The organism is Alphaproteobacteria bacterium, from assembly GCA_037200005.1.
GTDB lineage: Bacteria > Pseudomonadota > Alphaproteobacteria > UBA9219 > RFNS01 > JBBCGY01.
Genome location: JBBCGY010000002.1, coordinates 275,589 through 288,560, shown reverse-complemented (window position 1 = coordinate 288,560; position 12,972 = coordinate 275,589). Strand labels below are relative to the sequence as shown.

The following is a 12,972-nucleotide window of genomic DNA, read 5'->3' as shown; positions in this document are numbered from 1 at the left end:
ATAAATGCATGGAGTGGCTGATATTATAAAAGGACTAGGTATATGCCAAAGACGTATGAAAAGCTGGAGCTCGATACGCTGCTGAACATATGCCTCGTTCCCGACGAAGAGGCCCCGCCCACTTTGAGCTTCCGGCGGGCGGCGATCAAACTGTCGCGGCGCCTGAACCAAAGAGCTCCGTCTTATTACGAATTATCGGAAATACCGGGAAACGACATGCGGCTTTCGCTGCCGCACTGCACGCTGATGCATGTGCGCGTCGCCCAGGAAACGGTTCGCGAAGTGCAATACCAGCTCACGCATCTTGTCGGAACGACTTTCCCCATCGAGACGCGCGGCATCGCCAGCCTTTCCTGCGTGCCGAAATTCGACAGCGCCGCCCTCCTTTCGCGCGGCAAAAGCCACGGCATGAATCGCGATGAACTGCATCATATGGATTGGATCGAGGTGCGCGCGAAAACCCCCTTGCTGCGTCTGCAGGAACGGATCGTGAATTCCCTGGCCGGCGTCGTTCCGCCGGAAGACTTCCTGACGAGGCGCGGCGACGATTACATGCCGCACATCGCCGTGCGGATCGATCACGATACATCGGAAATGGCGCGAAGGATACTCGTGGTCGACCGCAGTGACATTCCGCAAAATCAAGTCGTTGCCTGCCGCGTCGCGATAGGAAATTGCGGCCCGCAGGGACAAGTCGGACGCCTGCTCAAGCCCGTGCTGGCGGCATGACCGGGATATGGTGAATGCGATTCCACCATTCAAAAGATGGACGCGGCGTGCTATAGAAACAGCATTACATCATCAGTAATCGAGGAGATCGATATGTCCGCCATTGCCACGCAAACGCTATTTTCCAGATGCGCGAACGGCTTGACCCGCCATGCCGCGGACATGACCAGGATTATGAACAGACATTTCAAGAAGATTATGGCGGCATCAGCCGTCAGCGGCGGCATAGGCGGCGCGCTCGCCTCCCATGCCGTCAATCCCAATCCGTTCGTTGCCATCGCGCAGGGGGGACTCGGAGCCGCTGTTGGAGCGATGAGCACCGCTATCACGGCGATCGCCACTCTTATGACGGCGGCTGGAAACGGGTATCTGAGCGCCCGATCTCTCCACTATCAGGCCCCGTCCCGGCTCGCGCGCGTGACTGCGTTTGTCGTTCCGGCCGCCGCGGGCTTTATTCTTTCAGGAGCCGTTTCATACATTTCGACGCCGCCCCACGCGCCCGCAAACCATAACGACAATAGCGCCCTGACGCAGCCTACCCCGCCGCAGCCCAGGCCCGCCGCCGCTGCTATCTATCGTCCATCTTCAGCGCCGCGATGAAGGCCGATTGCGGGATTTCGACTTCGCCGAACTGGCGCATCCGCTTTTTGCCTTCCTTCTGCTTGTCGAGAAGTTTGCGCTTGCGGGAAATGTCGCCGCCATAGCATTTGGCCGTGACGTCCTTGCGCAGCGCCGAAATCGTCTCGCGCGCGACGATCTTGCCACCGATGGCGGCCTGCACCGCGATCTTGAACAATTGCTGCGGGATAAGCTCCTTGAGCCGCTCGCATAGCTGCCGCCCACGCTTCTCCGCCGCGCCGCGGTGCACGATGATCGCCAGCGCATCGACCGGATCGCCATTGACCATGATCGACATATTGACCAATTCGCCGGTGCGATATTCGGCCAGCACGTAATCGAAGCTGGCATAGCCCCGGCTGATCGATTTCAGCCGGTCGTAAAAATCGAACACCACTTCGCCGAGCGGCAGAAGATAGACCAGCATCGCCCGCGATCCGACATAGGTCAGCTCCACCTGCTCGCCGCGCCTATCGTTGCAAAGCGCCAGGATGCTTCCCAGATGCTCGTCAGGCGTGAAGATCGTCGCCTTGATCCATGGCTCCTCGATATGATCGACGCGCACCGGATCGGGCATGTCGGCGGGATTGTGAAGCTCCTTCACCGTGCCGTTGGTGAGGTGAACCTTGTAGATCACCGACGGCGCGGTGGTGATGAGATCGAGATTGAATTCGCGCTCCAGCCGCTCCTGGATAATCTCCAGATGCAACAGCCCCAGAAATCCGCAACGAAATCCGAAGCCCAGCGCGGCGGAGCTTTCCGCCTCGAACTGAAAGCTCGCGTCGTTCAGTGCTAATTTGCCCAGCGACTCCCGCAGATGCTCGAATTCTGCGGCATCGGCGGGGAACAACCCGCAGAACACCACCGGCACCGAAGGCTTGAACCCCGGCAGCGGCGCGGCGGCGAGCCGCTTTTCCTCGGTGATCGTGTCGCCGACCTTGGTATCGCTGATCTGCTTGATGCCCGCCGTGATAAAGCCCATCTCGCCGGGGCCAAGCTCGCCGGTCTCTAATTTCTTCGGCGTGAAAATGCCGACATGATCGATGTCGCGCGTCGCCGCCGTCGCCATGAAGCGCACCTTCTGCCCCTTGCGGATCGTGCCGTCCACCACGCGCACCAGGATGACGACGCCGAGATAGGAGTCATACCAGCTATCCACCAGCAGCGCCTTGAGCGGCGCGTCGGGATCGCCCTTCGGCGCGGGCAGGCGCGTCACCACGGCTTCCAGCACATCGCCGATGCCGATGCCGGTCTTGGCGGAAATCAGCACCGCGTCGCTGGCGTCGAGGCCGATCACGTCCTCGATCTGTTGTTTCACCCGATCCGGCTCGGCGGCGGGCAGGTCGATTTTGTTCAGCACCGGCACGATTTCATGGTGATTGTCGAGCGCCTGATACACATTCGCCAGCGTCTGCGCCTCCACGCCCTGAGAGGCGTCGACCACCAGGATCGAGCCTTCACAGGCGGCGAGCGAACGGCTGACCTCATAGGCGAAATCGACATGGCCGGGCGTGTCCATCAGATTGAGCTGATATTCCTCGCCGTCCTTGGCCTTATAGAGCAAGCGAACGGTCTGCGCCTTGATGGTGATGCCGCGCTCGCGCTCGATATCCATGCTGTCGAGCATCTGCGCCTTCATGTCGCGCAGTTCGACCGCGCCGCATTTTTCTATGAGCCGGTCGGCGAGCGTCGACTTCCCATGATCGATATGGGCGATGATCGAGAAATTCCGGATGCGGGAAAGGGGGAACATTTTTAGGTCAAAACTTTCTATAGGTCGCAAAACATAAGCCGCAATTGTCATTCTCCGGAATGACAGGCCGAAAAGCTATAAATCAATCCGCATCTTCACGCAATCATAGTGGACGCCGGAATTCGACACATGATGGCTTTTGGACAATGCTCGAAAGCCATGATCCAGGTAAAATTTTTCGGCATTGAGCGAGGACGACATTTCAAGCCAGGCGCAGCCCTGCTGCCGGCAAAGATCGAACAAAGCGGCCAGGATGGATGATCCGACGCCGCCATGCGGGTTGGGGCGGCTGTAAAGCGCTCTCAATTCATTGGCGCTTGGGATGACGATACCGAAACCTATAATCTCCCCGTCCGCCTCCGCCACCAGATATATCCAATCGCGGTTGGCGATTTCCCCTCTCCTGCGGCTTCTTTCGATCTCATCGGGAATCCGCGCCCAATCCGCAATGATTTCCTCGCTGTAAAATCCCGCCGCGCGTTTCCGGATGGCTTCTCTATGGCACTCGCCGATAGCTTCGGCGTCGGCTGCTGAAGCCCGTCTTATCGTAAAGGACGCCATTTTCTTTGATGATCCTCGCAATTGCTCAGCCGTTAACTTATAGAATACCCCCTTGCGGCAAATCCCACAAACCCCCTTGCCCGCCGCCGGGCGGTTTTGTACATATAGTCGTGTGGGCCGCCCTGGCCCAACCTATGTTTCGCTCCCTGATTTCCTTTTCCTGGTTTTCCTCAACAAGCCCAACAAAAGGCGCGCCCCATGAAAAAGCCGTACCTGATCCTTCTGGCCTCCGCTCTCGCCCTCACCTTTGCCCCGCCCGCGATGGCGAAGAAACCGAAACTCCATAAGCCAGCGGAACCCGCCCCGGCTGTCGCCCCCACTCCGGTCGAGACGCCCCCAGCGGTGGAAAAAGACCTGTGGTCGCACCTTAACCTGACCTTCCATGTCGGTACGGCGCTGAAGCGGCTGGACGGCGAAGTCACCTACGCCGGAAACAAAACCAGCGGCGATCTGAACTCCGAAAGCTTCAACTATGGCGGCGGCGTCCGCTATTACGGCGAATTCTCCGGCCTGCCTTGGGGCGGCGAGCGGCGCGTTCCCTATTTCTTCAATGCCGAGTTTCAGGGACACGCCTTCGACTCCAGCCGCAACGCTTTCGCCCATTATCACTTCGGCATGAGCAACGATACCGGCATCCGGACCGGCACCAGCTGGTCGGGCCGTTTCGGCGGCGGCCTTCAGGTCGCGAACCTGCAGGAAGTCGAATTCTACGGTGTCGGCGGCCTGGAACTGGACGACGAATGCTACAGCGGCTTCACCGATGAAACCAGCGGCAGCGGCATCGTAAACCGTTTCAGGGAAAGCGAACTGAAGGTCGGCGGCTATATCGGCGTGGAAGCGCGCGCGCCGCTTCGTTTTCGCTATCTGCCCGTGGGCACGCAGATTTACGGCAATGCCACCGCCACCTATCTGCCCGGCACGAGCTTTAGCGGCCAGTCGACTCTCGGCAACAGCTATGAGTTCAATGTCGACGGCGGCTTCCGCCCCGACATCCGCGTCGGCGTCACGATTCCCTTGGATGCCGTCTTTCCTGATCGCTTCCGCTTCTAAGGGGTATCGCCATACGGCTTCCCTTTCTCCTGCTGCTGGCGTCGCTTACTTCCTGCGCCATGCCGCTGCAGCAAGCTAATGTCGAAGACAGAGTGCGCGCCGATGCCGGTGCGCACTCTTTTCTTTTCTGCCATGGCTATGGCTGCCGCTATAGCGATCAAGTGTCTTTTTCCGGCGCGGAATGGGCCGGGATCGCCGCCATGATGCCGCGCGCGCCGGACGCCGCCGCCGAGCGCGGGAATCTTGCCAAAACCATCGGCCATATGCGCGTCATGGCGGCGAAGAAAACCGGCACGGAGCATGATTTGCCCGCCGCGCCGATGCTGCGGTTCGTCGATCCGAGCCAGCTCGATTGCGTCGATGAGACCCATAACGCTTTTGCCTATCTGCGCCTGCTCGAAGGCGCGGGACTGCTGCGTTTTCACAAGACCGCCGCGCCGGTCGCGCGCGGCTATACGCCGATGCTGACAGCAGGCCATCACAGCGCTTCGGTGGCCGAAACGGCGAGCGGCACGGTCTATGCGGTCGATCCCACGGCGCGCAAACTGGGCGACGACGCCGAGATCACCGCCTTTCCCGACTGGATCGACAAAGACCCGATGCCGACTTTCGTATTTTAGGCGTTCACATCCATCGTGAATTTGATCTCTCTGCGCCACCAGCGGCGCGATCCGCGCCAGCCACGGCGGCGGTAAAACTGCTCCGCGCCGGTTCCCGGCGCCGTCCGAAGCCAAGCCCGCTTGACGCCGTTTTGCCGCAGCCACGCCACGCAGCGATCGAGCAGCCGCGTGCCGATGCCGCGCCTTTCATGGCCCGGCCTGACCAAAAGCGCCCATATGAATCCATCATTTTCGGCGAAAGCGAAACCCAGCATGACGCCCCCATCATCCTCGCAAACCCATCCTTTGCCGAGGGATTCAAGATGCGCGATGCTGTCCTTGTAGGTGGCGGCGGCGGAATCGGGAAAACCGTTTTCCCGGACCGCAAATCTTATCTCGTACATGGCGAAAATATCGCCGACGGCCGCCTCGCGGATATTCATGCCGCCTGGAGTTCTTTCAGAACCGCATCGCCCATTTGCGTCGTCGACAATGCCGCTGCCCCAGGCGCGGCAAGATCGGCGGTGCGCGCGCCTGAATCCAGAACCCGCTTGACGGCGGCAAGCAGAAAATCCGCCAGCGCGGCATCCCGCAAAGAATGACGCAGCCATATTTCGACGCATAGAATGGCAGCCAGCGGATTGGCGACGCCCTTGCCCGCGATATCGGGCGCGGAGCCGTGGATCGGCTCATACAGCGCGGCGCGCTTGCCGTCGATTTCAGCGCCGAACGAGGCGGACGGCAGCATCCCTATCGATCCGGTAAGCATCGAGGCTTCGTCCGACAGCATGTCGCCGAACAGATTGTCGGTCAGGATGACATCGAACTGCCGAGGATCGCGCAGCAGTTGCATCGCGCAATTATCGGCATACATATGGCTCAAATCGACATCGGCATAATCGGCCTTATGCAGCTCCGTCACGACCTCGCGCCACAGCACGCCGCTTTCCATGACATTGGCCTTTTCCACCGAGCAGACCGCGTTGCGCCGCGCGCGCGCCAGATTGAACGCCACCCGCGCCACGCGCTGGATTTCGCTGGTCGTATAGCTTTGCGTATTGAAGCCGCGCTTTTGCCCGTCGGGAAGAATTTCGATGCCGCGCGGCTGGCCGAAATAAACCCCGCCGACCAATTCGCGCACGATCATCACGTCGAGGCCGCGCACCACGTCCGGCTTGAGGGTGGACGCGTCGAGCAACGCGTCGAAAATCACGGCGGGGCGGAGATTGGCGAAAAGATCGAGCGCCTTGCGGATGGCGAGCAATCCCGCTTCCGGGCGCTTGTCATAGGTCACGCCCGCCCATTTCGGCCCGCCGACCGCGCCGAGGAACACCGCGTCGGCTTGCTTCGCCGCCGCGACGGTTTCATCGGTGAGCGGCACGCCGTAAAGATCGACCGACGCGCCGCCGATCAGCATTTCCGTGACGTCGATTTTGAGGCCCTTGCGCGCCGCGAACCAATCCAGCACGCGCCGCGCTTCGCGCATCACTTCGGGGCCGATGCCGTCGCCGGAAAGGAAAAGGAGATTCACGATCCTGCCTTCTGCCATAACCATGGCTGCTGTTCGCGCTGCTTGGCCTCGAAGGCGGTAATTTCGGCCTCATGCTGCAAGGTCAGGCCGATTTCGTCCAGGCCCTTCAACAGGCAGTCGCGCCGGAATGAATCCACGCCGAACGAAATCGTTCTGCCGTCCGGCGCGGTGATGGTCTGGGTTTCGAGATCGATGGACAACGGCGCGCCGTTCGCCTGGCGCGTTTCCACGCCGCTGATCTGCCGTATCAGATCGTCGATCTCTTCCTGCGGCAGGACGATGGGCAAAATGCCGTTCTTGAAGCAATTGCCGTGGAAAATATCGGCGAAACTCGGCGCGATGACGCAGCTTATGCCGTAATCCAGCAGCGCCCAGGGCGCATGCTCGCGGCTCGACCCGCAGCCGAAATTCGCGCCCGCAATCAGGATTTTCGCGTCGCGGTACGGCGCGCGATTCAGCACGAAATCGGGCCGCTCCGAGCCGTCGGGCGCGCGGCGCATGTCGTTGAACAGATATTTCCCCAGCCCGGTTCTTTCGATGGTCTTGAGGAACTGCTTCGGGATGATCATGTCGGTATCGACATTGACCATGGGCAAAGGCGCCGCCGCCGCCGTCAGTTTGGTGAAAGGCGTCATGCGCGCGCTATCCCCCCGTTCCTGATCCGGTCGACCTGCTGGCTGACCTGCTTGCGGAATTCCAGAGGATTGTCGATCGATTTGACCGGGGAAAAGCTGAGGCCGCTGCCGCGCACGATGATGGTGCCCGCGTTGAGCAAGCGGTCGGTGACGGTCTGATCGACCGAGATGCTGTCGATTCCTTCCAGGAATTGCTCGACCGTGTCGCGCTTGACGAATCCGGTCTTGAGAATGACGCGCTTATTGGTCACGGCGATTTCCGTGGCGAAGCGCTTGACCCACGCGACAAGAAAGCTGAAAACGGCGACGACGGCGGCGATGATCCAGAAAACCGTCCCCGCCACGAACGCGATGGCGAAGAAAAACAAAGCCACGATCACAGGCAAGATAAAGACGGCCCACGAGACCTTGGCTTCGTAGATGACTTGCTCGCCGGTCAGAAGATTGTTCTGCACATAACGGCCCATGATTACCTCGCCTCCGGTAGATTGCGCACGTCGGTAAGATGGCCGGTTACGGCCGCCGCGACGGCCATGGCGGGAGAAAGCAGATGCGTGCGCCCGCCCCTGCCCTGCCGTCCCTCGAAATTGCGGTTGGACGTCGAAGCGCAGCGTTCGCCGGGCTGCAGCCGGTCTTCATTCATGGCGAGGCACATGGAGCATCCCGGCTCGCGCCAGTCGAAGCCCGCCTCCTTGAAAATGCGATCCAGCCCCTCTTGTTCGGCCTGCTTTTTGACGAGGCCGGAGCCGGGCACGACCATGGCGTAGATATTGGCCGCCACTTTATGCCCACGCGCCACGGCGGCGGCGGCGCGCAAATCCTCGATCCGGGCATTGGTGCAGGAGCCGATAAAGACTTTGTCGATGGCAATATCCTCGAGCTTCATGCCGGGCTTGAGTCCCATATAATCGAGCGATCTTTGCATCGCCGCGCGCCTGCCCGCATCGTTGGCGGTGGCGGGATCGGGCACGGCGCCGGTAATCGGCAGCGCATCTTCCGGCGACGTGCCCCAGGTCACATAAGGCGCGATGGCCGAGGCATCCAGAACGACTTCTTTGTCATAGACCGCGCCCGCGTCGCTCGGCAGGCTGCGCCAATAAGCGACGGCGCGATCCCAGTCCTCTCCTTGGGGCGCATAGGGGCGGCCTTTGAGATAGGCAAAAGTGGTTTCGTCGGGCGCGACCATGCCCGCCCGCGCTCCGGCCTCGATCGACATGTTGCAGACCGTCATCCGGCCTTCCATGCTGAGCGCGCGCACGGCATCGCCCGAGAATTCGATGACGTGGCCGTTGCCGCCCGCGGTGCCGATTTTTCCGACGATGGCGAGCACCATATCCTTGGCCGTGACGCCGGGCGGAAGCTTGCCGTTGACCATCACGCACATATTTTTCGCGGGACGCAGCAATAAAGTCTGCGTCGCCAGCACATGCTCGACCTCGGACGTGCCGATACCGAAAGCCAGCGCGCCGAACGCGCCATGGGTGGACGTATGGCTGTCGCCGCAGACAATGGTGGTTCCGGGCTGCGTGAATCCCTGCTCCGGCCCGATGATATGCACGATGCCCTGGCGCGTATCGTGAATATCGAAATAGGTGATGCCCGCCTCGGCCACGTTTTGGCCGAGCGTTTCGACCTGGAGCCGGGATTCGGGATCGCGGATCGCCTGCTGCCGCGCGCTGTCGGTCGGCACGTTATGATCCACGACCGCCAGGGCCGCGTTCGTCCGCCGGGGCTTCCTGCCCGCCGCGCGCAGGCCGGCGAAGGCCTGCGGGCTGGTTACTTCATGCACCAGATGCCGGTCGATATAGAGGATCGCCGTGCCGTCCTGCTGCCGCATGACGACATGGCTATCCCAAATCTTGTCATAAAGCGTTCTTGGCTTTTCTGACATCGCTTCAGATCACTCGATGACGGCAGCGGCGGCGGCTTCTTCGCCCATGGCCGGAGCGGCGCCCATGCCGTGACCGGTGGTGCGCTCGGCGATGCGGGCGGATTTGCCGCGGCGGTCGCGCAGATAATACAGCTTGGCGCGGCTCACATCGCCCTTGCGGACGAGTTCGACCGACTCAAGCCGGGGGCTGTAAAGCGGAAACACGCGCTCGACGCCTTCGCCGTACGAAATCTTGCGCACGGTGAAGGACGAGTTCACGCCCGCGTTCCGCCGCGCGATGCAGATGCCTTCATAGGCCTGGATACGCTCGCGCGTGCCTTCGACCACCTTGACATTGACCTTGAGGAGGTCGCCGACGCTGAAGGCCGGGACCTTGGTGATCGCGGCGAGCTTGTCGAGCTGCTCCTGTTCGATTGTCTGCAGTAAGTTCATGATGCCTTCTCCTTTGTTAAGCTTGGTTGAATGGATTGATAACGCCGCCATAGATCGGGGCGGCGATATTGCGTCAGGCGCTCGGACTCGCTCCGGCGCCAGGCGCGAATTTTCTCGTGATGGCCGGACATCAGCACGGGCGGCACGGCGCGGCCTTCCCATACCGCCGGCCGGGTATAATGCGGATATTCGAGCAATCCGTGCTCGAAGCTTTCCTCCGCCGTCGTCTCGTCATTGCCCACGACGCCGGGCAAAAGGCGGGCGCAAGCCTCGATCAAGGCCATCGCCGCGACCTCGCCGCCTGCCAGGACGAAATCGCCCAGGCTGACCTCTTCAAGATTTTCCGCTTCAATCACCCGCTCGTCCAGCCCTTCATAACGTCCGCATAATAGCATGACCGAACCGGCGGCGGCTAAATCTTTCACCATCGCCTGATCGAGCAATTTGCCGCGCGGCGACAGGTAAATCCGCCGCGCTGCCTTGCCATGACGCTCCTCGGCCCCGCGCATCGCCGCCGAAACGATATCGGGCCGCATCACCATGCCCGCGCCGCCGCCATAGGGCGCGTCATCGACGCTCTGGTGATTATCGGTCGAGAAATCGCGGATATTCACGGTATCCAGCGTCCATAATTTCTCCGCCAGCGCCTTGCCCGGCAGGCTGTGCCCGGCGGTTCCGGGAAACATTTCCGGGAACAGCGTCAGCACCGTAAAGCGCAGGGCGGGACTTGATACGTTCGTCATGCAGCCCCCTTTCCCTGGCTTTCCTGCTTCGGCGTCTCCAGCCAGTCGGCGGGCGGCGTGACCACCACGCGCCCGGCGGCGATATCAACCGTCGGCACGAAGGCGTCGCGGAACGGCAGCATCGCCGTATTGCCGCCCGTCAGCTTGATTTCAAGAAAGCTGCCCGCCCCGAAATCATGCAGCGCGATGATCGTGCCGATGGCCGCGCCCGCCGCATCCTCGACCCGAAGGCCGACAAGATCGGCGCGGTAATATTCGCGCTCTCCGGCGGGCGGCAAAGCATCGCGGTCGGTGAAAAGCTCCGCGCCGCGCATGGCCTGAGCCGCATGACGCGTATTCACGCCCTCGATCTCGGCGATGAACTCCTCGCCCATCGGCGATTTCAGCGTCACCTTCACCGGCTTGCCGTCCGCGCCGGTCAGCGCATAGGCGGCGATGGCTTCAGGATTTTCCGTAAAACTGCGCAGGCGCACCAGGCCGCGCAAGCCATGCGCGCCCGTGATTTTTCCTACGCAGATTTTACGTTGCCGATCCATCGTCTCTTTCCGCGCTTAGGCCTGAGCTTCTTCCGCCGGAGCTTCGGCGGCAGGAGCCTCGACAGGAGCGGGAGCCGGAGCAGGAGCGGCGGCGGCTTCAGCGGCGGCCTTCGCGGCTTCGGCTTCCAGCTTTACGCGTTCCTGCGCCTTGGCCTTGGGCGCGGATTTCTTGGGCGATTCCGAGAATTTCGGCTTCGGCCCCAGGCTGGCGGCGAACAGGAAGCGGGCGACGCGGTCGCTCGGCTGCGCGCCCTTGCTGATCCAATGCTTGACGCGCTCGGCGTCGAGCTTCACGCGCTCGGGATTGTCGTTCGCGAGCGTCGGGTTATAGGTGCCGATCTTCTCGATGAAGCGGCCGTCGCGCGGGCTGCGGCTGTCGGCCACGACGATGTGATAAAAGGGACGACGCTTGGCGCCGTGACGGGTCATACGCATAACGAGTGGCATTGTTGTACTCCTTCAGTGGTTGAAATTCAGTTTTTAGCTTTCCCCAGCATTTGCGGCAGATTGCGCATAAAGCCCTTCTGCCCCATTTTCTTCATCTGCTTCATCATGTCGCGCATTTGCAGATATTGTTTCACGAGACGATTCACGTCGGCGACATCCACGCCGGAACCCAAGGCGATGCGGCGGCGGCGCGAGGCGTTCAGCACGCCGACATCCCGCCGCTCGATCCTGGTCATGGAGCCGATGATCGCTTCCTGGCGCTTGAGCATGCTGTCATCGACATTGGCGCTCTTCATCTGCTCCTTGATCTTGCCGACGCCGGGCAGAAGATTGAGCATGCCGCTCATGCCGCCCATGCGGCGCATCTGCTTGAACTGCTCCGCCATATCGTCGAAATCGAAATCACCCTTTTGCAGCTTCGCGGCCAGCTTTTCTGCGGCGTCGCGATCGATGCTCTCCGCCGCCTTCTCGACCAGCGACACGACATCGCCGAGATCGAGAATCCGGTTCGCCAGGCGGTCGGGATGGAATACTTCCAGCGCATCGGTTTTTTCGCCGGTGCCGAGGAACTTGATCGGCTGCCCCGTGACCGAGCGCAGCGACAGCGCCGCGCCGCCGCGCGCATCGCCGTCGATGCGCGTCAGCACGATGCCGGTGATGCCGACATCCTCGTGGAAACGTTGCGCGACATTGACCGCGTCCTGGCCCAGCATCGCGTCGGCCACCAGCAAAACCTCTTGAGGTTTCACGCCGGCCTTGATCGCGGCGACTTCGGCCATCAGCTCGGTGTCGATGGAAAGGCGTCCGGCGGTATCGTGAATGACGATATCGAAACCCTCGCGCCGCGCGGTATCGATGGCGCGCATCGCGATTTCCTGCGGCGCTTGTCCGGCGATGATCGGCAGCGTGGCGACGCCGGTCTGTTGGCCGAGAATGGCCAACTGCTCCTGCGCCGCCGGACGGCGCGTATCGAGCGACGCCATCAAGACTTTCTTGCGTTCCTTGTCCTGCAGATGACGCGCCAGCTTGGCCGCCGTCGTGGTCTTGCCCGCGCCCTGCAAGCCGACCAGCATGATCGAAACCGGCGGCACGGCGTTGAGGTTGAGCGGAACGGATTCTTCGCCGAGCAGTTCGCGCAGGCAGTCATGGACGATCTTGACGACCTGCTGCCCCGGCGTGATCGAGCGCAGGACTTCATGCCCTATCGCGCGCTGCGTGACCTTGGCGGTGAAATCCTTGACCACCGGCAGGGCGACATCGGCCTCCAGCAGCGCGATGCGGATTTCGCGCATGACTTCGGCGACGTCGGCTTCGTTAATGCTGCCGCGTTTCGTCAGGCGCGAAAAGATATCGCCCAGTTTGCCGGTTAAATTCTCAAACATTCTCTAGCCTTAAACCACGCAAAAACGGGCCAGTGCGCGATCACGCGGACTGGCCGAGATTCCCG

General features: G+C 61.5%; 16 protein-coding genes. 4 read left to right on the top strand and 12 right to left on the bottom strand.

Going from position 1 to position 12,972, the window contains the following annotated elements; all coding sequences use genetic code 11:
• Window positions 1–42 precede the first annotated feature (42 nt).
• Window positions 43–729, top strand: a complete 687-nt coding sequence (locus WDO70_11165; protein MEJ0063724.1) for a hypothetical protein — start codon at window positions 43–45, stop codon at window positions 727–729.
• 93 nt (window positions 730–822) lie between these two features.
• Window positions 823–1,329 (top strand): hypothetical protein, encoded by a 507-nt coding sequence (locus WDO70_11160; protein MEJ0063723.1) that lies wholly within the window; start codon window positions 823–825, stop codon window positions 1,327–1,329.
• On the opposite strand, the gene lepA is transcribed toward WDO70_11160, so the two are convergent.
• On the bottom strand, window positions 1,298–3,100 hold the full coding sequence (gene lepA, locus WDO70_11155) for a translation elongation factor 4 (protein ID MEJ0063722.1): 1,803 nt from the start codon (window positions 3,098–3,100) through the stop codon (window positions 1,298–1,300). The two genes, WDO70_11160 and lepA, sit on opposite strands and share 32 nt — an antisense overlap.
• A gap of 75 nt (window positions 3,101–3,175) precedes the next feature.
• The gene (locus WDO70_11150) at window positions 3,176–3,661 is read right to left on the bottom strand and encodes a GNAT family N-acetyltransferase (GenBank protein ID MEJ0063721.1); all 486 of its coding nucleotides are present in this window, start codon (window positions 3,659–3,661) and stop codon (window positions 3,176–3,178) included.
• 198 nt (window positions 3,662–3,859) lie between these two features.
• Between WDO70_11150 and WDO70_11145 the strand changes: the two genes are divergently transcribed.
• Window positions 3,860–4,711 (top strand): hypothetical protein, encoded by an 852-nt coding sequence (locus WDO70_11145; protein MEJ0063720.1) that lies wholly within the window; start codon window positions 3,860–3,862, stop codon window positions 4,709–4,711.
• A gap of 59 nt (window positions 4,712–4,770) precedes the next feature.
• Window positions 4,771–5,331 (top strand): hypothetical protein, encoded by a 561-nt coding sequence (locus tag WDO70_11140; GenBank protein MEJ0063719.1) that lies wholly within the window; start codon window positions 4,771–4,773, stop codon window positions 5,329–5,331.
• On the opposite strand, the gene WDO70_11135 is transcribed toward WDO70_11140, so the two are convergent.
• From WDO70_11135 to ffh, 10 genes are read right to left on the bottom strand one after another with little or no spacing between them, the layout of a single operon-like run.
• Window positions 5,328–5,753: a GNAT family N-acetyltransferase gene (locus WDO70_11135; GenBank protein ID MEJ0063718.1), complete on the bottom strand. Its 426-nt coding sequence runs from the start codon at window positions 5,751–5,753 to the stop codon at window positions 5,328–5,330. The two genes, WDO70_11140 and WDO70_11135, sit on opposite strands and share 4 nt — an antisense overlap.
• Window positions 5,750–6,865 (bottom strand): 3-isopropylmalate dehydrogenase, encoded by a 1,116-nt coding sequence (leuB, locus tag WDO70_11130; GenBank protein MEJ0063717.1) that lies wholly within the window; start codon window positions 6,863–6,865, stop codon window positions 5,750–5,752. Before leuB ends, WDO70_11135 begins: the two co-directional genes overlap by 4 nt.
• On the bottom strand, window positions 6,838–7,476 hold the full coding sequence (gene leuD, locus WDO70_11125; GenBank protein ID MEJ0063716.1) for a 3-isopropylmalate dehydratase small subunit: 639 nt from the start codon (window positions 7,474–7,476) through the stop codon (window positions 6,838–6,840). The genes leuB and leuD overlap by 28 nt, the downstream gene beginning before the upstream one ends.
• Complete coding sequence (locus WDO70_11120; protein MEJ0063715.1) at window positions 7,473–7,943, bottom strand: PH domain-containing protein; 471 nt, start codon at window positions 7,941–7,943, stop codon at window positions 7,473–7,475. Before WDO70_11120 ends, leuD begins: the two co-directional genes overlap by 4 nt.
• Window positions 7,944–7,945: 2 nt before the next feature.
• Window positions 7,946–9,367: a 3-isopropylmalate dehydratase large subunit gene (gene leuC, locus WDO70_11115; protein ID MEJ0063714.1), complete on the bottom strand. Its 1,422-nt coding sequence runs from the start codon at window positions 9,365–9,367 to the stop codon at window positions 7,946–7,948.
• Window positions 9,368–9,376: 9 nt separating this feature from the next.
• On the bottom strand, window positions 9,377–9,799 hold the full coding sequence (gene rplS, locus WDO70_11110) for a 50S ribosomal protein L19 (protein MEJ0063713.1): 423 nt from the start codon (window positions 9,797–9,799) through the stop codon (window positions 9,377–9,379).
• On the bottom strand, window positions 9,796–10,542 hold the full coding sequence (gene trmD, locus WDO70_11105) for a tRNA (guanosine(37)-N1)-methyltransferase TrmD (GenBank protein MEJ0063712.1): 747 nt from the start codon (window positions 10,540–10,542) through the stop codon (window positions 9,796–9,798). The genes rplS and trmD overlap by 4 nt, the downstream gene beginning before the upstream one ends.
• Complete coding sequence (rimM, locus tag WDO70_11100; GenBank protein MEJ0063711.1) at window positions 10,539–11,078, bottom strand: ribosome maturation factor RimM; 540 nt, start codon at window positions 11,076–11,078, stop codon at window positions 10,539–10,541. Before rimM ends, trmD begins: the two co-directional genes overlap by 4 nt.
• Before the next feature lie 15 nt (window positions 11,079–11,093).
• Window positions 11,094–11,525 (bottom strand): 30S ribosomal protein S16, encoded by a 432-nt coding sequence (gene rpsP / locus WDO70_11095; protein ID MEJ0063710.1) that lies wholly within the window; start codon window positions 11,523–11,525, stop codon window positions 11,094–11,096.
• 26 nt (window positions 11,526–11,551) lie between these two features.
• Entirely contained in the window at window positions 11,552–12,907 is a 1,356-nt protein-coding gene (gene ffh / locus WDO70_11090) for a signal recognition particle protein (GenBank protein ID MEJ0063709.1), read from the bottom strand.
• Between the last annotated feature and the right edge of the window lie 65 nt (window positions 12,908–12,972).

What these genes read in the sequence shown, in the direction of transcription:
- WDO70_11140 (MEJ0063719.1), top strand. Translation starts at nt 4,771, where the DNA reads ATGCCGCTGCAGCAAGCTAATGTCGAAGACAGAGTGCGCGCCGATGCC.
- WDO70_11165 (MEJ0063724.1), top strand. Translation starts at nt 43, where the DNA reads ATGCCAAAGACGTATGAAAAGCTGGAGCTCGATACGCTGCTGAACATA.
- WDO70_11145 (MEJ0063720.1), top strand. Translation starts at nt 3,860, where the DNA reads ATGAAAAAGCCGTACCTGATCCTTCTGGCCTCCGCTCTCGCCCTCACC.
- rpsP (MEJ0063710.1), bottom strand. Translation starts at nt 11,525, where the DNA reads ATGCCACTCGTTATGCGTATGACCCGTCACGGCGCCAAGCGTCGTCCC.
- WDO70_11150 (MEJ0063721.1), bottom strand. Translation starts at nt 3,661, where the DNA reads ATGGCGTCCTTTACGATAAGACGGGCTTCAGCAGCCGACGCCGAAGCT.
- WDO70_11120 (MEJ0063715.1), bottom strand. Translation starts at nt 7,943, where the DNA reads ATGGGCCGTTATGTGCAGAACAATCTTCTGACCGGCGAGCAAGTCATC.
- WDO70_11160 (MEJ0063723.1), top strand. Translation starts at nt 823, where the DNA reads ATGTCCGCCATTGCCACGCAAACGCTATTTTCCAGATGCGCGAACGGC.
- rplS (MEJ0063713.1), bottom strand. Translation starts at nt 9,799, where the DNA reads ATGAACTTACTGCAGACAATCGAACAGGAGCAGCTCGACAAGCTCGCC.
- leuD (MEJ0063716.1), bottom strand. Translation starts at nt 7,476, where the DNA reads ATGACGCCTTTCACCAAACTGACGGCGGCGGCGGCGCCTTTGCCCATG.
- ffh (MEJ0063709.1), bottom strand. Translation starts at nt 12,907, where the DNA reads ATGTTTGAGAATTTAACCGGCAAACTGGGCGATATCTTTTCGCGCCTG.
- WDO70_11135 (MEJ0063718.1), bottom strand. Translation starts at nt 5,753, where the DNA reads ATGAATATCCGCGAGGCGGCCGTCGGCGATATTTTCGCCATGTACGAG.
- lepA (MEJ0063722.1), bottom strand. Translation starts at nt 3,100, where the DNA reads ATGTTCCCCCTTTCCCGCATCCGGAATTTCTCGATCATCGCCCATATC.
- leuB (MEJ0063717.1), bottom strand. Translation starts at nt 6,865, where the DNA reads ATGGTTATGGCAGAAGGCAGGATCGTGAATCTCCTTTTCCTTTCCGGC.
- leuC (MEJ0063714.1), bottom strand. Translation starts at nt 9,367, where the DNA reads ATGTCAGAAAAGCCAAGAACGCTTTATGACAAGATTTGGGATAGCCAT.
- rimM (MEJ0063711.1), bottom strand. Translation starts at nt 11,078, where the DNA reads ATGGATCGGCAACGTAAAATCTGCGTAGGAAAAATCACGGGCGCGCAT.
- trmD (MEJ0063712.1), bottom strand. Translation starts at nt 10,542, where the DNA reads ATGACGAACGTATCAAGTCCCGCCCTGCGCTTTACGGTGCTGACGCTG.